General features: G+C 48.3%; 17 protein-coding genes. 8 read left to right on the forward strand and 9 right to left on the reverse strand.

What is annotated here, in order from left to right:
- Window positions 1-11: 11 nt before the first annotated feature.
- From licH to wecB, 7 genes are all read right to left on the reverse strand, one after another.
- The gene (gene licH / locus MHB78_RS22885) at window positions 12-1,340 is read right to left on the reverse strand and encodes a 6-phospho-beta-glucosidase LicH (protein WP_046129402.1); all 1,329 of its coding nucleotides are present in this window, start codon (window positions 1,338-1,340) and stop codon (window positions 12-14) included.
- Window positions 1,340-1,669, reverse strand: coding sequence for a PTS lactose/cellobiose transporter subunit IIA (locus MHB78_RS22890; RefSeq protein WP_046129401.1), 330 nt, complete (start codon window positions 1,667-1,669; stop codon window positions 1,340-1,342). The genes licH and MHB78_RS22890 overlap by 1 nt, the downstream gene beginning before the upstream one ends.
- Window positions 1,670-1,684: 15 nt before the next feature.
- A complete protein-coding gene (celB, locus tag MHB78_RS22895) occupies window positions 1,685-3,037 on the reverse strand; it encodes a PTS cellobiose transporter subunit IIC (RefSeq protein WP_046129400.1) in 1,353 nt (450 codons plus the stop codon).
- 16 nt (window positions 3,038-3,053) lie between these two features.
- On the reverse strand, window positions 3,054-3,359 hold the full coding sequence (licB, locus tag MHB78_RS22900; protein ID WP_046129399.1) for a PTS lichenan transporter subunit IIB: 306 nt from the start codon (window positions 3,357-3,359) through the stop codon (window positions 3,054-3,056).
- Between the two features lie 127 nt (window positions 3,360-3,486).
- Window positions 3,487-5,433 (reverse strand): BglG family transcription antiterminator, encoded by a 1,947-nt coding sequence (locus MHB78_RS22905; RefSeq protein WP_046129398.1) that lies wholly within the window; start codon window positions 5,431-5,433, stop codon window positions 3,487-3,489.
- A 363-nt stretch (window positions 5,434-5,796) separates the two neighbouring features.
- Complete coding sequence (locus MHB78_RS22910; protein ID WP_046129397.1) at window positions 5,797-6,387, reverse strand: DNA-3-methyladenine glycosylase; 591 nt, start codon at window positions 6,385-6,387, stop codon at window positions 5,797-5,799.
- A gap of 95 nt (window positions 6,388-6,482) precedes the next feature.
- On the reverse strand, window positions 6,483-7,574 hold the full coding sequence (gene wecB / locus MHB78_RS22915; RefSeq protein ID WP_046129396.1) for a UDP-N-acetylglucosamine 2-epimerase (non-hydrolyzing): 1,092 nt from the start codon (window positions 7,572-7,574) through the stop codon (window positions 6,483-6,485).
- Window positions 7,575-7,813: 239 nt separating this feature from the next.
- Between wecB and MHB78_RS22920 the strand changes: the two genes are divergently transcribed.
- The 6 genes from MHB78_RS22920 to prpB all read left to right on the forward strand — a co-directional run bounded on the left by MHB78_RS22920 (window position 7,814) and on the right by prpB (window position 14,024).
- Entirely contained in the window at window positions 7,814-8,800 is a 987-nt protein-coding gene (locus MHB78_RS22920) for a polysaccharide biosynthesis protein (RefSeq protein ID WP_046129395.1), read from the forward strand.
- The gene (locus tag MHB78_RS22925; protein WP_046129394.1) at window positions 8,797-9,645 is read left to right on the forward strand and encodes an SDR family oxidoreductase; all 849 of its coding nucleotides are present in this window, start codon (window positions 8,797-8,799) and stop codon (window positions 9,643-9,645) included. The genes MHB78_RS22920 and MHB78_RS22925 overlap by 4 nt, the downstream gene beginning before the upstream one ends.
- A gap of 135 nt (window positions 9,646-9,780) precedes the next feature.
- Window positions 9,781-10,461 (forward strand): GntR family transcriptional regulator, encoded by a 681-nt coding sequence (locus MHB78_RS22930; protein ID WP_046129393.1) that lies wholly within the window; start codon window positions 9,781-9,783, stop codon window positions 10,459-10,461.
- Window positions 10,462-10,506: 45 nt separating this feature from the next.
- Window positions 10,507-11,622, forward strand: coding sequence for a citrate synthase (mmgD, locus tag MHB78_RS22935; RefSeq protein WP_046129392.1), 1,116 nt, complete (start codon window positions 10,507-10,509; stop codon window positions 11,620-11,622).
- Between the two features lie 33 nt (window positions 11,623-11,655).
- On the forward strand, window positions 11,656-13,095 hold the full coding sequence (locus MHB78_RS22940; RefSeq protein WP_046129391.1) for a bifunctional 2-methylcitrate dehydratase/aconitate hydratase: 1,440 nt from the start codon (window positions 11,656-11,658) through the stop codon (window positions 13,093-13,095).
- 11 nt (window positions 13,096-13,106) lie between these two features.
- A complete protein-coding gene (prpB, locus tag MHB78_RS22945) occupies window positions 13,107-14,024 on the forward strand; it encodes a methylisocitrate lyase (RefSeq protein WP_046129390.1) in 918 nt (305 codons plus the stop codon).
- Window positions 14,025-14,098: 74 nt separating this feature from the next.
- Here the strand turns inward: prpB and MHB78_RS22950 are convergent, their stop codons facing one another.
- Both MHB78_RS22950 and MHB78_RS22955 read right to left on the reverse strand, forming a co-directional pair.
- A complete protein-coding gene (locus MHB78_RS22950; RefSeq protein ID WP_046129389.1) occupies window positions 14,099-15,814 on the reverse strand; it encodes an ABC transporter ATP-binding protein in 1,716 nt (571 codons plus the stop codon).
- Between the two features lie 108 nt (window positions 15,815-15,922).
- On the reverse strand, window positions 15,923-16,582 hold the full coding sequence (locus tag MHB78_RS22955; RefSeq protein WP_046129388.1) for a rhamnogalacturonan acetylesterase: 660 nt from the start codon (window positions 16,580-16,582) through the stop codon (window positions 15,923-15,925).
- Between the two features lie 313 nt (window positions 16,583-16,895).
- Here MHB78_RS22955 and bslB (MHB78_RS22960) point away from each other — a divergent pair, with 313 nt between their 5' ends.
- Both bslB (MHB78_RS22960) and bslB (MHB78_RS22965) read left to right on the forward strand, forming a co-directional pair.
- On the forward strand, window positions 16,896-17,474 hold the full coding sequence (gene bslB / locus MHB78_RS22960; RefSeq protein ID WP_046129387.1) for a biofilm surface layer hydrophobin BslB: 579 nt from the start codon (window positions 16,896-16,898) through the stop codon (window positions 17,472-17,474).
- 179 nt (window positions 17,475-17,653) lie between these two features.
- Entirely contained in the window at window positions 17,654-18,127 is a 474-nt protein-coding gene (gene bslB, locus MHB78_RS22965; protein WP_046129386.1) for a biofilm surface layer hydrophobin BslB, read from the forward strand.
- Window positions 18,128-18,156: the final 29 nt, after the last annotated feature.

An 18,156-nucleotide genomic window follows, 5' to 3' on the forward strand; every position in this document is an offset into this window, starting at 1 on the left:
TGGCAATCCATCTATGCTTCGACTGATTTAAAAAACTGCGGAAGGTGCTCTTTGTGTGCTTCAAGCATTTCGTCCAGTATTTGCTTGGCGATCTTATCAGACGGAACGAGCGGGTTGATCGTCATGGCGACAAGAGCCGTGTTGTAGTCTCCGGTCACGGCGGCTTCAGCCGCGACGCGTTCAAACGATTTGATCTGTTGGACAAGGCCCCTGACTTTGACCGGCAAATCTCCGACCGCGATCGGTTTTGGACCGTTTTTCGTTATGACGCAGTTCACTTCTACCGCAGAATCGTCAGGAATGCTTGCGATCGCACCATTGTTCATCGTATTGACAGGCTGAATGTCGTGCTTGTCATTATAAATTGAGCTGATCAGGTTGCAGGCCGCATCGCTGTAATATGCCCCTCCCCGCTTTTCAAGCTGCGGCGGCTTTATCGCCAAATTTGGGTCTTTATATAATTCGAACAGTTCTTTTTCCACTTTCTGAACGACTTCGGCGCGGGTTCCCTCCGTTTTTGAAGCCTCTATTTCATGCTCAAGCATTTCCTTCGTTTTATAATAGTAGCGGTGGTAGCCGCACGGAATCAGGTCAAGGCCGCGGATGAAGTCAGGCTCCCACGATTCGCCGGAAATGTTTTTCATCGTCATCGCATTTGCCGGATCCGCCATTGCCTCGATCACTTTGTCTTTGACGCTGACGCCGTCGAGGAAGACATCGAGTCCATACACCATATGATTCAAACCGGCAAATTGGATTTCCACGCGGCTTTCATCAACATCAAGCGCTTTTGCCACTCCCATTTTCATGCCGATCGGCACATTGCACAGACCGACGAGTTTCGTCAGATTTGAGTAGCGAAGCAGCGCTTCCGTCACCATGCCTGCCGGATTTGTAAAGTTGACAAGCCACGCGTCAGGACAAAGCTCTTCGATGTCCTTTGCGATACCGAGAATGACCGGAATGGTGCGGAGTCCTTTAAACAAGCCGCCGGGACCGTTTGTTTCCTGGCCGATAACACCGTATTTTAACGAAATCCTTTCATCCTTTGCCCTTGCCTCAAGCTGACCGACGCGAAATTGGGTGGTGACGAAATCTGCGTCTTTCAAGGCCTCTCTGCGGTCAAGCGTCAGATGGACATCGATCGGGACACCCGCCTTTTCAACCATTCGCTTTGCCAGCGTGCCGACGATGTTGAGTTTTTCTTCCCCTTCCGGAATATCGACAAGCCACAGTTCGCTTACCGGCAGCTCATCATATCTTTTGATCAATCCTTCAACCAACTCGGGCGTATAGCTTGATCCTCCGCCAATCGTTACGATTTTCAAGCCTTTTTTCATTAATTGACACCTCCGCGGATATTCATGTTTTCGTATAAATCAACAATTTCCGACGCCAAATCTTTCATTGTCATCGCGTTCATTAAGTGGTCTTGCGCATGAATCATCAACAGCGTGGGCTCTGTTTTTGCCCCTTTGGCTTCGTTTTGGATAAGGGCCGTTTGAAAGTGATGAGCCTTGATCAATTCCTCATCGGCTGCCCGGATCTTTTTTTTCGCTTCGGCAAAATCGCCTTTCTTGGCAGCAGCAATCGCCTCCATGCAAAAGCTCCTGCCGTTTCCCCCGTGCAGAATGATTTGAAAAATCGTCTGCTCCAACTCCTCGGTCATGACTGCACCCCCTTTTTATACGCCGATCTGCTGATTTTCATTTGCAGGCGGCACAGTTTCGAGTTCGTTTTCTTCTTTCAGCTTTTGCTTATCCCACATCCTAAAGAACGGGTAGTACACGGCAAACGAAATAAACAGATTGATGAACTGCATGACCGCTCCCGAAATTTTCCCTCCGGTTGCCAAATAGCCCGAGAAGAGCGGCGGCATCGTCCAAGGGACTGCGATTCCAGCCGGTTTTGCGACGAGCCCCGTGCTCATTCCGATGTAGGTTGCGACCATCATCAAGAGCGGTGAGACGATAAACGGAAGCAAAAGCATCGGGTTCATGACGATCGGCATTCCGAAAATAATCGGTTCATTGATATTAAAAATAGCCGGCCCGATTGCAAGTTTACCGAGCTGCTTCATCTGCTTGCTTCGCGCCCTGAGAACCATCGTGACGACGAGCGCCAAGGTCGCTCCGCTTCCGCCGATATTAATCCAGATTTCGAAAAACTGGGTAGTAAAAATGTTCGGCAGAACTTCGCCTGCTTGAAAAGCAAGACGGTTTTCATCCATTGCGCCATACCAGATCGGCGACATGACCCCGCCTACAATATTCGCCCCGTGCAAACCGCAGGACCACAGCAGCTGTTGGACGGTTTCGGCAACAAGGCTTCCGCCGAGGCTGCCTCCGAGTATGGAGAGCGGCGTACCCAACACTACATTGATGACATTGTGCAGGCTTTCAAAAGGCGTGATTTCGATCAAAAGTCGGGCAAGCCAGATCAGACCGATGACGGCAAATCCAGGAATCAGGGCGATAAATGACTTGCTTACGGCCGGCGGAACGCCGTCAGGCATCTTGACGACGATGTCTTTCTGAACGACCCAGCGGTATATTTCAGTGGAAAACATCGCGATCAGCATGCCGACAAACAGGCCTTTGCTTCCCATTAAGGAAATCGGAATTCCGCCTGATACGAGAATTTCCTGAGTGGAGCCTTCCGGTGTAAACGGAAACTGATAAGGCGTTGCCAGAAGGAAAGCCGCTACCGCGATTGCTCCTGATGACAGCGCATCGATGCCGTATTTTTCGGCAAGGCGGTAAGCGATTCCAAAGGTTGCGATAAGCGCCATAATATCAAAACTGACACCTACCGGGTAGCTTAGCTTCTCGGCCCACTTGTCGCCGAAAATGCCCGCCATGAAATCGGCATAGCCGGGAATCGGCAAATTCGCCAAAATGAGAAACAGCGAACCGATAATAATCAGCGGCATGGTCAGAATGATGCCGTCCCTCAGTGCCTGCAAATGGCGCTGTGCCGCTATCCGGCCGGCGATCGGCATGACCTTCTCTTCTAAGAACAGGTTGAATTTATTCACATCCCCCGTCCTCCTTCTAAGCCCCGGCAAGCCGTTCAGCGGATTTCAGCACTTCTGCTCCATTGCAGGTTCCGTAATGGACCGTATTGATGACGTCGACGGGTACGCCTTTTGACTCTCCCAGCTTTTTTAATTGGGGAAGCATATAGCGGACTTGCGGACCGAGAAGCAATACATCGGCTTTATCGATATGATTCTGGACTTCTCCCCCGGAGACGGCCCAAATGTTATAGTTTTTCCCTTGTTCCTCTGCGCTCTTTTCCATTTTCGTAACGAGCAGACTAGTTGACATGCCTGCTGCACAGGCCAATAAGATGTTCATGTTTAGATGTCCCCCTTTTCCGGTTTAGTTCTTATATGTTTTACGGTTTTATCATATTATGAAACCGCTTTCATATTAACTCAATGATTTTCCTCAGCCCTCCGGAAAAAAGACAGGGGGACAAGTATTATTCGGAAAAGGGCTGGATCCGGCTGTTCTTTCTGAAAACGGACATAAACGCCTCATACGTCTTGCATTTCAGCAGCTCCCTAACGATTGACCGATCGTCTAAAACGTTGCCCAATAACTTGTACATGCTCTGGAGATTGGATGTATTGCCTTTTTCAACGCAAAGAAGACAGATGAATTGAACTCTTTTATCCTGCCATTCTATCGGCTTTTGCAGCGTGCATACCGCCCAGAACGTAGCATCCGTTTGCGGGGTCATCGGATGGGGAATAGCGACAAGATTCCCAAAGCATGTCGGCGCAACAGACTCCCTTTCGAAAACCGACGCTTCAAGCCCTTCTTCAGCAAGGCCGAGCGCTGTTACCTGATCGCAAAGAAAGCGCAAGACGTCCTCTTTTGATTGAAAATCTTCCTGCAGGAAGACAAGCTCCTTACGTGTATACTTCGCGGCCAGCTCTGTATCCGGGGCGAGAATATGCTCGATTCTTGCCAGATCCTCCCCGCCGAGAATCGCATTTACTTTCACGACGGGTATCGGGAGCTCTTTTGGAAGCGGAATGGTGCTGATCACAAAATCGAGGGCATGAAGCGGGAGTTGATTCAGCTTATAATAGTCGACTGTTCCAATAATCTCAAGCTTTGAGCCGAATTTCGAACGCAGTCTGTCCTGAAGAAGCATGGCGCTTCCTGCTCCTGAGGCGCAGACGATCATACAGCGCTTTGACGGGGTATTCATTTTCCTTCTTTCCATAGCAGCGCCGATATGCAAAGCGAGATAGCCGACTTCGCTTTCCTGAATGTCGAACCCCGTTTCCTTTTTGATCGCTTCGCCGGCTTGGATTCCTGCTTCAAAAGCAAGCGGATAGTTGGCTTTAATGGCGTCGAGCATCGGATTTCTGATGTTCATTCCGTAGCGGCAGCGATTTAAAGCCGGCTTTAAGTGAAGACTGAGGCCGATTTTCAATTCTTTGTCGTTTTTAATGCCGAGCTTGAATTTTTGCTCGATCTCCTCCAGCATCAATTCCGTAAGCCTGTCGGTTTCCGCATCGATAAAGCCTTCCATTTTATCCTTGCTGAGCTTCGCCATCGCCGTTCTTTTTGCTCCCATCAGATGAATGGCAATATAGGCCGTTTCTTCTTCCGGGAACGTCACCTTCAGCTTTTCTTCCAGCGCCCGGACAATCTTCCGGGAGACGCCATATTCTTTATGATTCATAATTTCCTTGACGTCCTGCGAAAAAAGCGAGACGCGTTTTCCGCTGCGGATTCGTTTGCAGGCGATGGCAATGTGAATCAATAAGTTGTTCAGTCCGATATCGGACAGGGAAATCTGGCCTTCGTTGATCCTTTCCAAAATCGTCTGGCGGATCATCTCCAGCTCTTTTTTCGGCAGAATGGAAATCCGGGTGTTCAGGATGTCAATTTCCGTTTCCCTTTTCGGAAAAATATGTTCAGCCATGCAATAGCGCAGCTTTATTTCATCCCCTTTTAGCCTGAATCCGTAATTCGGTTTGATCTCCAATTCTATATCGTACGATTTCAGCCTTTTTCGAACGTCTCTCATATCGTTTTGAACCGTCGATTTGCTGATGAACATTTCGTCGGCCAAATCTTCAAGCTTGAGATACTCATCTGTCAGCAGCAGTCTTTTTAATAGATAGAGAATGCGTTCATTCGGAAAAACGGGATGCGAAAATTCTTCTTGGAACGTATTTTGCAATAATTGCCGAAAGAGGTGGTCATTTTGGATGGACAGCCGGTAACCGGCGCCTCTGATGGATGTGATGGAAGCCCCGTTTTTAGAGAGAAGATGGTCTAGTTCTTTTATATCTGATCTGATCGTTCTGGAGGTAACATTCAATCCGTTTGCCAAATATGCGCTGGTCAAGGGTGAGTCCGCTGTCATCAATTCGCTGAGAATATTGCTGAGCCGAGCATTGAGCATAGAAAAGCCCTCCCTCACATATGTATCGCTTAAACCTTAGAACAAACAGGCAGATTCCTTTTCCTGCTGTTTACACTATATTCATTCTTTTTGTGAAATTTCTCTCATATTTAAGTAAACTCTATTATAATGTCGTTTTCAAGTCAATTTGGGCAATAGGAGGTAACAACGAAAAAACAGCCGGAGCGGCCGGCTGTCACGTTTTTTTGGCTTTTCGGTCTTTTATGATTTTCCGTGCGATCGGATAAATGACAGGTGTCCATTTTACCGCGCGTTTCAACAGTTTTTTCATGGCAGGCATGACTCCCTTCCCGTTTTTATGGATGATTACCCGGTTAAATGTTGAGCCAAACCTGCCGTTTTTTATCTTGAGACGTACCGGTTTCCCTTCACCCAGAACCGCCAAGGGTATTCCCGCGCTTCCCCCGAATTCTCAATGCCGATCCTCGGCCCGCAGGAAATATCGTCCGGGATATATCCTTTGGCGATATAAAGAGGGGGCTCCGTCAGCAATCTCCCGTAATCATCCATTGTGATGGAGAGCGCCTTCGTCAATTTTCCCGGTCCGTTCGTCCAATCGCGGGGCTTTTTTCCGCTTCTCCTTTTCTCCATCAGCAGCACGCCTTCATGCGGTTCAACCGCCCTGACGAGGACGGCTTCGGGCTCGTCGATACCCGCGCTGACCACATTGAACAGCGTATGGGTATGCATCGTATACGTGTAGGCCCGGCCCGCTTCCCGATACATCACTTCCGTCCGTTTTGTCCGGCGGTTTCCATAGCTGTGGGCCGCCCTGTCCCCCGGCCCTTTATAAGCCTCGGTTTCTACAATATATCCTGACGCGAGCCCTTCCTCCGTTTCTTTGACCAGCAGACACCCTAAAAGCGACCGCGCCAGCTCAAGCGTCGGCATGCGGTAGAATTCCGGCGGAAGGAGCTCGTAAGCTTGGTTCATGTCAAGAAGCCTCCTTTGCAGCATCTATTGATTGTGATAAATTTTAACATTTTTCAACAGACGTTTGCCAGAAATAGAAGGCTTCAAGATGTCAGTCAAACATGTCTCAGGCCGCCTAAGATAAAATGGACGATTTTGTCTGATACTAGCGGATCATCATAACCTTCCGGCAGCTCCCAATCCGTTTTGGCCTGCATCATCAGCTCCGCCGCATCGACGATCCGCTCCGTTTCAAGCCCTGACACTACATTGCTTCCGCACATGACCGTTTCGGGCCGTTCGGTGCTGTTCCTGATCGTAACCGAAGGCACTTTGAGTATGCAGCTTTCTTCCTGAACCGTTCCGCTGTCCGTGATGACGCATTTTGCATGCTGCTGAAGGTTAACGAAATCAAAAAATCCAAACGGTTCGCAAAATTTCAGCAAGCCTTCATCGTTTTGAATGCCGAATTTTTGCAAACGGTCTCTTGTTCTTGGATGAACGCTGCAAATAACCGGTATTTTGTGTGTCCCGGCGAGCGATGCCAGCGCATCAACAATATTTTGCAGCCGCTTTTTATGATCTACATTTTCCGCCCGGTGCGCCGTTACCAATATGAAAGATTTGCTCTGTACATTCAAGGCATCAAGCGGCTTTCGTTTTGAAATGTCATCCCGGTAATGGTTCATCACTTCATAAATCGGATTTCCCGATACCCATATCCTTTGCGGATGCATGCCTTCCCTTTCCAGATTTTCTTTGGCAACTCTTGTATAGGGGAGGTTGAAAGATGCGATCGAATCGATCACCCTGCGGTTGATTTCTTCTGGAACCGAGTTGTCGAAGCAGCGGTTGCCGGCCTCCATATGATAGACCGGAATGCCGTACCTTTCGCCCAGAAAAGCGCAAAGCGCGCTGTTTGTATCACCGAGCACGAGCAGTTTATCGGGCTCAAGCTTCAATATCAGCTTTTCGACCTCGGTGAAGATTTCGCCGATTTGCGCGCCTGTTGAATGCCGAGACGGTTTAATATGATAATCCGGCAGCCTCACCTTTAATTGATCAAAAAAAATTTCACTCAAGCTCGCGTCATAGTTTTGACCAGTGTGGACCAATATGTGCTTACCGGCAAATTGATCAAGCTTGCCGATGATCAGGCTTAAGCGGATGATCTCCGGCCTGGTCCCGAGAATCGTCATGATTTTCATCATCTTGCTCCTTTTTGGCTGTTGAACACTTTTTATGATTGATCAATCTAGCGCTGAAAAAATCTATATATATATATTCATTTCGAAAAAAATGGTGTGCCATCAATCGATAACCTCTTAATATGGCTTATTTTTTCTCGCATCAGGCGGTTCTATCACACAAAATTTCCTGCAAAACATATACATTTATATGCTAGTTTTGACAGTCTATCAAACGATCTGTTTTTAGGAGGAGTAGTATGTTTAAAAACGCCCGAATACTGCTTACAGGAGGTACCGGTTCCTGGGGAACGGAACTTACCAAAAAACTATTATTATATAAACCAAAGGAGATCAGGATTTTTTCGAGGAACGAATTTACACAAATCGGCATGCAGCGAGAATTCAATCACCATCCTTCCTTAACGTTCATCATCGGTGATGTAAGGGACTATCTTTCTTTGGAGTCTGCCTGCCAGGATATCGATTATATCTTTCATCTGGCAGCATTGAAGCATGTCCCGATATGCGAGGGACAGCCTGACGAAGCGTTAAAGACAAACGTCGTCGGAACGCAGAACGTCATACGCGCAGCGCTCGTCCAGCGGGTCAAGAAAGTGATTGACGTGTCAACCGATAAGGCGGCCGATCCGGTCAACTTCTACGGAATGACCAAGGCGCTGGGCGAAAGGCTGATGATCCGTGCCAACGATTACAGCGGCCGCACCGATTTCGTCTGCATCAGAGGCGGAAACGTGCTGGGGACAAACGGAAGCGTCGTGCCGCTCTTTAAGCGCTTTATAGAGAAGGGAGAGGATCTCACGCTGACGTCAAAAGAGATGACAAGATTCTTTCTTACAGTCGGCGAAGCGATTGACTTGCTGCTCAAGGCTTCAGAGGAAGCGCTGGGCGGAGAAATTTTCGTAATGAAAATGAAGGCCTGCAATATATTGGATCTTGCAGAAGTCCTGATCGAAGAGATGGGAAGTTCTGTCGGAATTAAAGAAATCGGAATCAGGCCTGGAGAAAAGCTCCACGAAGTGCTCGTTTCCGATCATGAGGTTCCGTATACTTACCTTTTCGATTCCGAACACTATGTCATTCTGCCTTCCCATCCTTCAGAAAAGCTGGCCCGTCACTACCGGACATATCCAAAAGCGACTTTTGAGAAGTACCAATCCAACGACCTTTTAATGACGAAACCCGAGATTGCAGAACTGCTAAGGGAAGGGGGATTCATTAAGTGAAACTGTTGATTTTGGGCGGGAACGGCATGGCCGGCCACGTCTTGAAGGAATTTTTTGCGTCCAAAACGCAATACGACGTATTCTGGACACAGCGCCATTCCTTGCCAGATGATCCGCACTGCTTTTTTTTGGACGTCACGAACACAGATGAATTAAAAAAGCTGCTGGAAAAAGTGAACCCCGACGTCGTCATCAATGCGACCGGGATATTAAATGACGCCGCGCGCCAGCATCTGCTCGATGCAATCCATGTCAACAGCATTCTGCCTCACCTGTTATCCGACATGAGCGGCAACTATCATTATTACCTGATTCACATCAGCACCGATTGCGTTTTTTCAGGCTCGAAAGGAAAATATACCGAAACAGATGCAAAAGATGGAGGTTCAGTCTATGCGCAAACGAAAAGCCTTGGTGAAGTCATAGATGACAGAAACCTCACGATCAGAACGTCCATTATCGGACCTGAACTGAAAGACGGCATCGGTTTGTTTCATTGGTTCATGAATCAAAAGGAAACGATCACAGGGTTTAGAAACGTTTTCTGGAACGGATTGACGACGCTTGAACTTGCAAAGGCGATAGAGGAGCTGCTTGAGCATCGGTTAACCGGTCTCATTCATCTGACCGGAAACCGCTTCATCTCAAAATATGAATTGCTCCTCTCCATCAATCAGACGTTTGAGAGAGGTGTGTCGATCATCCCCGATGATGACGTGCGCTCTGATAAAAGCCTCGTCATGACGAGGGAGGATGTGCCGTATCGGCCTGTCAGCTATGAGCAAATGCTTGAAGAATTAAAACGATGGATCGACGACCGGCCCCACCTATATCAATATGCGTAAAAAAAAGCAAACACCCGCCCCTTTAAGAAAAGAGGGATGGTGTTTGTTTTTTTATGGAAAACGATGCATTGACACATCGGGATAATTGTATACAATTATATTTATATTCAGAAAAAGGAGGGGTGACATTTTTTCATGAGCTCTTCAAATCCAGTCAAAAGACAGTCTGCAAGTGATTACGTCTACAATGAAATCAGAAAAAAAATCATCGAACTCGAATATTCGCCTTCTGAACAGCTCGTAGAAGACAATCTTGCAAAGGACTTGGAAATCAGCCGAACTCCGCTGCGCCAGGCTCTTTACAGGCTGGAGCTTGAAGGATTGGTCAATAAACAGCCAAACGGCCGGCTCCGCGTCTGTCCGATTTCACCGGAAGAGGCGAAAGAGGTTTTTAAGGTCCGTGAAGCGCTGGAAGGACTGCTGACCGCCGAGGCCGCACGGCTTGCCACGACGGAGCAGCTTCACCAGCTTGAAGACCGGCTCGAATTAATGAAGATGGCTGCCGCCAAAGACCGCCATACGGATACGGTCAAATACGGATCTGAATTTCATTCTATCTTGCAATCCATCAGTTTTAATCTAACAGCGAAGCGATTTCTCGAACAATTGGAAAGCAGGATCGAACGGTACCGGAGAATCAGCGGATACAAAAATCCTCATTACAAACCATCGGTATCCTTCAATGAACATTTGGCAATCTATCATGCCGTCAAGGAAAGAAACGAACGTCAGGCAGAAGCAGCCATGCGCTCCCATATCAGACGAAGCCTACATTCCATTGAAGAAACGCTCCAAAGCTATACACTCAACCGCTGAACAGCCGATGCCTCGTTTTTAAAAAAACGAAAATGAGGTGGAAAAATGGGCAAACACGATGTTTTTAAACCGGGATTAGAGGGTGTTGTCGCCGGTGAAACGGGAATTTCCTACCTGGATACCGCGGCTGAAGAAATCGTCATCAGAGGCTATGATTTAATCAGGCTTGCCGAACAAAAAACGTATCTGGATATCCTGTATCTCCTCATCCAAAACAAGCTTCCGGATGCGATGGAGCTAAAAGGAATTGAAAGCGCTTTAAAGAACGCTTATGATCTTCCCAACGGGATTTACACCATTCTGTCAACACTTCCTCAAGATACCCACCCAATGGATGCGCTCAGAACCGGGATTTCGGCTTTGTCGGGGTATGACCCTGAACTGAATGACCGGTCGAAAGCGGCCAATGCGGCAAAAGCGCTTCGCTTGATCGCACAGGTGCCGAACATTGCCGCAAACAGCTACCGCATACTACATCAGCAGAAGACGATTATGCCGAATAAACAGATGTCATACAGCCAGAACTTTTTATACATGCTCACGGGTAAAGAGCCGAGCGAACAGGAAACGGACGTCTTTGATCAGACGCTTGTGCTTTACAGCGAGCACGAAATGCCGAATTCCACGTTTGCCGCCAGGGTCATCGCGTCGACCAATTCGGATATATACGGCGCCTTTACAGGAGCAGCCGCGTCTTTAAAAGGAAACCTGCACGGCGGCGCCAACGAAGCGGTCATGCATATGCTTCTCGAAGGTGAAACAAAATCCGGCTTTATCAAACTGATCCAGCAAAAATTAGCCAATAAAGAAAAGATTATGGGATTTGGCCACCGTGTCTATATGAGAAAGATGGATCCGAGGGCCGCATTGTTGAAAAAAGCCCTGTTTTCACTCTCTCACAAAACGGGGAGACAGGACTTATACGATATGTGTGATGCCGGTGAAACGCTGATGCGCGAAGAAAAAGGGCTATATCCGAATCTAGATTATTACGCCGCCCCGGTCTATTACCTGCTCGGCATTCCGATCGATCTGTACACCCCGATTTTCTTCGCGGCGCGATCGGCCGGCTTAAGCGCGCACGTCATTGAGCAGCATGACGAAAACAGACTGTTTCGTCCGCGGGTTCGCTACACAGGGCCGCGCGGTCTTCAGCCATAAACAACATTTATACGGAAGGAAGGGATGCTTTAGATGGTTATGCAAAGTACAACGGCTCAATCGTGTGACCGGTTGCTTGAAGACATTGCAGATTACGCGGTACATGCGACAATCACGAGTGAAGAGGCGATCGAGACAGCCCGCTACGTTCTAATGGATACGCTCGGCTGCGGTATCTTGGCCCTCAAATTTCCCGAGTGCACAAAGCACCTCGGGCCGATCGTCCCCGGAACGGTTGTCCCGAACGGCGTCCGCGTACCGGGCACCCAATTTGAACTGGACCCGGTCCAAGGCGCATTTAACATCGGCTGCATGATTCGCTGGCTTGATTATAATGACACATGGCTTGCCGCTGAATGGGGCCATCCGTCTGACAACCTTGGGGCGATTTTAGCATGCGCAGACTTCTTGAGCAGACAGCGGCTCGCCGCGGGAAAAGAACCGCTCACAATGAGCGATGTGCTTACGGCGATTGTAAAAGCTCATGAAATCCAGGGAATCCTCGCACTCAACAACAGCCTGAACAGAAACGGGCTTGACCATGTCTTATTCGTCAAAGTCGCTTCTGCGGCTGTGGCATGCTCTTTATTGGGCGGAACAAAGCAGGATGTGATCAATGCCGTTTCACAGGCATGGGTCGACAACTCGAGCCTTAGGACATACCGCCATGCGCCGAACACCGGCTCGCGGAAATCATGGGCTGCAGGCGATGCGACAAGCAGGGGCGTGCGGCTTGCCCTTATGACCTTAAAAGGCGAAATGGGCTATCAAACGGCTCTGTCCGCGCCGACGTGGGGATTCCAGGACGTGCTGTTTGGAGGAAAAGAATTGACGCTTGCAAGGCCGCTCGATTCTTATGTCATCGAAAACGTCCTCTTTAAAATTTCGTATCCGGCCGAATTCCACGCCCAAACGGCGGCTGAAGCGGCGATTCAGCTTCACGGCCAAGTGAAGGACAGATTTGATGACATCGACCGTATCGTGATCACGACCCACGAATCCGCCATCAGAATCATCGACAAAACCGGAAAGCTGCACAACCCGGCAGACCGCGACCACTGCTTGCAGTATATTACGGCAATCGGGCTGATTTACGGGGAGATTACCGCTGAACATTATGAAGACGAAATCGCACGTAATCCGGAGATCGACCGCCTCCGTGCGAAAATGAAAACGGTGGAAAACAAACAGTATTCCGCCGATTACCTCGATCCGGAAAAACGAAGCATCGCAAACGCTGTTCAAGTATTTTATAAAGACGGCACACATTCGGAGAATATCGCCATCGAGTACCCGATCGGCCATCGCCGCAGGCGGAATGAAGGCATCCCTCTGCTAAAAGAAAAATTCGTCAGCAATCTGAAAACGCGTTTTCCTGCAAGACAGGCGGAGAATATCAATACTCTCTTGCATGATCCGCAACAATTAAAGAACACAACCGTCCCGGACTTTATGGAACTGTTTGTAATCTAGGGGGAATTCATATGTGGATTGTTACGAAACAAGCAAGCCAGTCCGAGCTGGCCGACGCTTTCAGAAGGCTTATCAAATTACCGGACATCCTTAAAATCCCCGGCGTCCATGACGGAATGGCAGCCATCACCGCCAAAAACGTCGGCTTCAAAGCGCTCTACCTGTCAGGCGCCGCTTATACGGCAAGCCGGGGCATGCCCGATCTCGGCATGATCCATTCGGAAGAAATGGCGGATAAAGCCCGCGAGCTTGTCAGAGCCGCCAACCTGCCCGTCTTAGTCGACATAGACACAGGCTACGGCGGGGTGCTGAACGCCGCGCGTACAGCGGCCGAAATGGTTGAGAGCAGAGTCGCGGCCGTTCAAATCGAAGATCAGCAGCTTCCCAAAAAATGCGGGCACTTAAACGGAAAAACGCTGATCCCGATAGAAGACATGATCGCAAAAATTAAAACAATCAAAGAAACCGCTCCTTCCCTTGTGGTCGTGGCTCGTACGGATGCAAAAGCGGTGGAAGGGACAGAAGCTGCTATCAGGCGGGCCATTCTATACAAAGAAGCGGGGGCTGACGCGATTTTTCCAGAGGCGCTGACAAGCGAAGCCGAATTCAAAGAAATCGCGTCTGCCGTCAATGCCCCATTGCTCGCCAATATGACCGAATTCGGAAAAACGCCTTATTTTACGGCCGAAGAATTTCAATCTTTCGGATTCAGCATGGTGATCTATCCGGTCACTTCCCTGCGCGCCGCGGCAAAAGCGTATGAACGCACATTTACGGAAATTTACGAAAAAGGCACGCAAAAAGGCGTGCTGAACGATCTGCAGACGCGTGAAGAACTTTACGATGCCATTCATTACTATGATTACGAAAAGCTCGACGAGACGATCGCAAAAACCGTACTGCCCGAGATCGGTAAAGAAAACCGCTGATATTCCGGCCCGGTTTAAACTAACCGCAGCAATGCAAAAGAGGCAAGCCCGCATCCGGGCTTGCCCTTTTCATATCACGACTGATACTGAACGCGATGAAGACTGGCGAATATTCCTCCCTTTTCAACCAATTCATCGTGTGATCCTTCTTCTGCAATACCGTTTTCCGTTACCACGACAATCCGGTCGGCATTCTTAATGGTGGCGAGCCTGTGGGCGATGATGAGCGTTGTCCTGTCTTTGGACAGCTCTGTCAACGCATTTTGAATGATTCGTTCCGTTTCCGTGTCAAGGGCGGATGTCGCTTCATCTAAAATGAGGATAGGCGGGTTTTTCAAAAACATTCTCGCGATCGCGATCCGCTGCTTTTGGCCGCCTGAAAGCTTCAGTCCCCTTTCGCCGACCTCGGTTTCGTAACCGTCCGGAAGCGACTCGATCAGCTCCTCCAAATGAGCCATTTTGGCCGCACGCCTGATATCTTCATCAGTTGCATCCAATTTCCCGTATGCAATGTTTTCGCGCAGCGTCCCCGTAAACAGGAAGACGTCCTGCTGAACGATCCCGATTTGTGAACGCAGGGACCGCTTCGTCATCTTTCGAATGTCAATGCCGTCAATCGTAATCGAACCGCCGTCAACGTCGTAAAAACGCGGAATCAGCGAGCTGATCGTCGTTTTTCCCGCGCCCGACGGCCCCACAAACGCTACCGTCTCACCCGCGTTTATCGTTAAATCGATCCCGTTTAAGACAGGCTTATGCTCTTCATATCCAAACGTAACGTTTCGGAAGACGATATTTCCTTCTAAAGCCGGAACCTCAATCGAATCTTTCCGGTCGACAATCAGCGGCTTTGTATCAATCAGCTCCGTAAACCGTTTGAAACCGGCCATTCCTTTTGGGTAAAGCTCCAAAATCGCGCTGATTTTATCAATCGGCTTAAACAGGACATTCACGTAAAGAACAAAGCCGACAAATTCGCCGTACGTCATGCCTCCTGAAAAACTGAGCCACGCCCCGAACACGAGGACGGAAAGAATCATGAAACGCGTCATTAAAAATGTCCCGGCGGTCGTCATGGCCATCGTTTTATAGCCTTTCAGTTTTGCCTTGCGGAACTTTTGGTTGTTTTTCAAAAAACGCGAAATTTCATAACGTTCATTTGTGAATGATTGGACGACTCGCACGCCTGAGACGCTGTCCTCAACCCTTGCGTTAACATCGGCAATTTCCCCGTACATTTCACGCCAGGCCTTGTTCATTCTAACATTCGAATACGTGATCAGGACGATCAAGAGCGGCACGAACAAAATAGCGACAAGCGCCAGCTTCACATTGATCGTCAGCATGATCCAGAACGCGCCCAAAAAGGTCATGACCGCGATAAACAGATCCTCCGGCCCGTGGTGCGCGAGCTCTCCGATCTCAAAAAGGTCATTGGTGATGCGGCTGATAATATGCCCCGTCTTCGTATTGTCAAAATACTTGAACGATTGGCGCTGCACATGCTGAAACAGCTCCTGGCGCATGTCGGTCTCGATGTTGATTCCGAGTTTGTGGCCGAGGTAATTGACGATATATTGAAGCCCGGTGCTGATCAGATAGATGAATAATAGTCCGATGCTGACCCAGACGATTTCGGCCCAGTCGCCCCCTGGAATCAATGTATCGATGAACCACTGAACAACGAGCGGAAACGCGAGCTCTAAAGCGGCGACGATGATCGCGCTTGTAAAATCAATGATAAACAGCCGTTTATGAGGTTTATAGTATGAAAAAAAGCGGCGAATCATGAGAGAGTGCACTCCTTTTAAAAAATCTCTATGAAATAGATCGTATCATAGATTAGATAATGAAGTGCTAAAATTCCGAAAAATAATTGAATAACATTCTCAAATAGCTCATAACGCAAGCCCGGCTTCTTTCGCCCCCTCTGCCACGAGCCCGGCGATTACCCCTGCGCCGTATTCGCAAAAATGGGTATCGTCTTCCGCTCCGTCCGGGTAGTTTGGATGTTCCCCGGGCTTCAGCCATAAAAACAGCTTTTTTGACGATTCGGGTCCCAAAGTCTGAAGCAGGCGGCCGCTTTTTGATGTGAGGTCGATGAGCGGAACACGAAGTTCTGCAGCAAGCTGTCTCATGGCATCCGGATAATCGCCGTGAGTGTCGCGGAGCCTTCCTTCCGAATCGAACGATCGTCGCTGAACGGGCGTAATCAGCACCGGATTGGCCCGTTTCATCCTGGCGCATTCAACGTATTTGCGCAAATAAGCCTGGTAGGAACCATACGGCTCAGTATGGCGCTCATCAGGCTTTTGATCGTTATGGCCGAACTGTACGAACAAATAGTCGCCGTTTCGCATATGCTCCATGATCCGTTCGAGTCTTCCTTCCTCGATAAAGCTCTTTGAGCTTCTCCCTGACGCCGCTTCATTGTGCACAAGGACGCCCTGGTTTAAAAACGCCCCTATTCTCTGTCCCCATCCTGCTCTCGGCGCAGCCGAAGCATCATAATACGACACCGTTGAATCACCGGCCAGAAACAATTGAATGTTTTCCATCCTCAATCCCCCTCAGGAAGTTTTTTAATAGATTAATCTGAAAATCGAAAAATAACAATAACCAATCCATATTTATCCACTTTGTTCGTTATACGACTCTTTTATATGTGTAAAATGCAGAAAACTAGCAACAATCATTAAATATTTTAAATTTTTTCAAGAAATTTACGTAAAAATATTTACTTGTTTGGTAAATGGTGATAGATTAATTAAACAAGAAAAGGAATTTAGTTGATCGCGATCGTATAGCCGCCTTTTCTTGCTGCTTTCCGGACGTCCTCTAACCACATTGCCATTTAGGAGGAACATGTTGATGCTTAAACGAAAAATCATCAGTAAAATCAGTATTGGTCTATTAACTTCTGCAGCACTGTTTTCATTTATCCTTCCTACCAATGAAGCAAATGCACAGGAAGTGAGCACAAGTCATTTCAGAGGTCCGATTTTTTGTCCGCCTCCATTTAAGCCTAAGCCGCAGCCGCCTCAATATCCGAAACCTGATAATCCGCTGCCGGATAACCCGACTCAGAAACCGGTGCTTGAGGTCAAAGCCGTTAACAGCAATAAAGAATGGACAACCTCTGATATCGAAATTACTTACAAACCGAATACATTCGTCGGTACAAGCTATGTTGAATTCAACTTCCCGTACCGTTTTCATGCAAGCACAAGAGATACGCTAAATGGTAAAACCCTTGACTACACGCAAATTTTAAATGACGGACAGACAGTCAGAGTACCCGTCTATGCATTGAGTTCGTCTGAATTCAAACTGGTGATGGTTCGGAAAACGCTTCCAAACGCAGGCACGCACAGAATTACAGCCGAACTGCAGCAGAACGGAAAGAACATCAATCATGCGGAAGCTACGCTGGAGATCGTTCCTCGTTAAATGTATACCGGCCGGCTCACATTGGGAGCCGGCTTCCTGATCATACTGCTTCTGATACATAATAATAGATGTAAACGTTTTTAGAACTTTTTTCAAAAAATATTTACCCGTATGGTAAATAATGATAGATTAAGTGAGCAGGAAAAGAAGCCAAATTGCCGTTTAGGAGGGACTAATCGATGCTTAAACGTAAGTTTATTGGAAAAATGCGTGTTGGCCTGCTAGCATCTGCAGCATTGTTTTCTTTTATTCTTCCGTCCCAGGAAGCAAATGCCGCTTTTTACAGGAGCGAACCGGCCCTTCATGTCGAAACCACCCAAAGTAATAAAGAATGGACGACTTCCGACATTGAAGTCACCTACAAACCGAATATGTTCGTCGGCGCGAGCTACGTCGAATTTAACTTCCCGTACCGCTTCCATGCGAACACAAGGGATTCGCTAAACGGCAGAACATTAAACTATACCCAGATTCTGAATGACGGACAAACCGTCAGAGTTCCCGTGTATGCATTCAGCTCCTCCCAGTTTAAGCTGGTGATGGTCCGAAAAACGCTTCCGAATGCCGGCACACATAGAATCACCGCGGAATTGCAAAAATGGGGAAGAAACTACGGCCATGCGGAAACGACGGTGGAAATCGCTCCGCGCTAAAATGTTAAAAAACTCCGGAGGTTCACGCT

This window comes from Bacillus sp. FSL K6-0138, from assembly GCF_037982765.1.
GTDB lineage: Bacteria > Bacillota > Bacilli > Bacillales > Bacillaceae > Bacillus > Bacillus glycinifermentans.

Coding starts and splice junctions, on each gene's coding strand:
- licH (WP_046129402.1), bottom strand. CDS start 1,340: ATGAAAAAAGGCTTGAAAATCGTAACGATTGGCGGAGGATCAAGCTAT.
- MHB78_RS22890 (WP_046129401.1), bottom strand. CDS start 1,669: ATGACCGAGGAGTTGGAGCAGACGATTTTTCAAATCATTCTGCACGGG.
- licB (WP_046129399.1), bottom strand. CDS start 3,359: ATGAACATCTTATTGGCCTGTGCAGCAGGCATGTCAACTAGTCTGCTC.
- MHB78_RS22905 (WP_046129398.1), bottom strand. CDS start 5,433: ATGCTCAATGCTCGGCTCAGCAATATTCTCAGCGAATTGATGACAGCG.
- MHB78_RS22910 (WP_046129397.1), bottom strand. CDS start 6,387: ATGAACCAAGCTTACGAGCTCCTTCCGCCGGAATTCTACCGCATGCCG.
- wecB (WP_046129396.1), bottom strand. CDS start 7,574: ATGAAAATCATGACGATTCTCGGGACCAGGCCGGAGATCATCCGCTTA.
- MHB78_RS22920 (WP_046129395.1), top strand. CDS start 7,814: ATGTTTAAAAACGCCCGAATACTGCTTACAGGAGGTACCGGTTCCTGG.
- MHB78_RS22930 (WP_046129393.1), top strand. CDS start 9,781: ATGAGCTCTTCAAATCCAGTCAAAAGACAGTCTGCAAGTGATTACGTC.
- mmgD (WP_046129392.1), top strand. CDS start 10,507: ATGGGCAAACACGATGTTTTTAAACCGGGATTAGAGGGTGTTGTCGCC.
- MHB78_RS22940 (WP_046129391.1), top strand. CDS start 11,656: ATGGTTATGCAAAGTACAACGGCTCAATCGTGTGACCGGTTGCTTGAA.
- prpB (WP_046129390.1), top strand. CDS start 13,107: ATGTGGATTGTTACGAAACAAGCAAGCCAGTCCGAGCTGGCCGACGCT.
- MHB78_RS22950 (WP_046129389.1), bottom strand. CDS start 15,814: ATGATTCGCCGCTTTTTTTCATACTATAAACCTCATAAACGGCTGTTT.
- MHB78_RS22955 (WP_046129388.1), bottom strand. CDS start 16,582: ATGGAAAACATTCAATTGTTTCTGGCCGGTGATTCAACGGTGTCGTAT.
- bslB (WP_046129387.1), top strand. CDS start 16,896: ATGCTTAAACGAAAAATCATCAGTAAAATCAGTATTGGTCTATTAACT.
- bslB (WP_046129386.1), top strand. CDS start 17,654: ATGCTTAAACGTAAGTTTATTGGAAAAATGCGTGTTGGCCTGCTAGCA.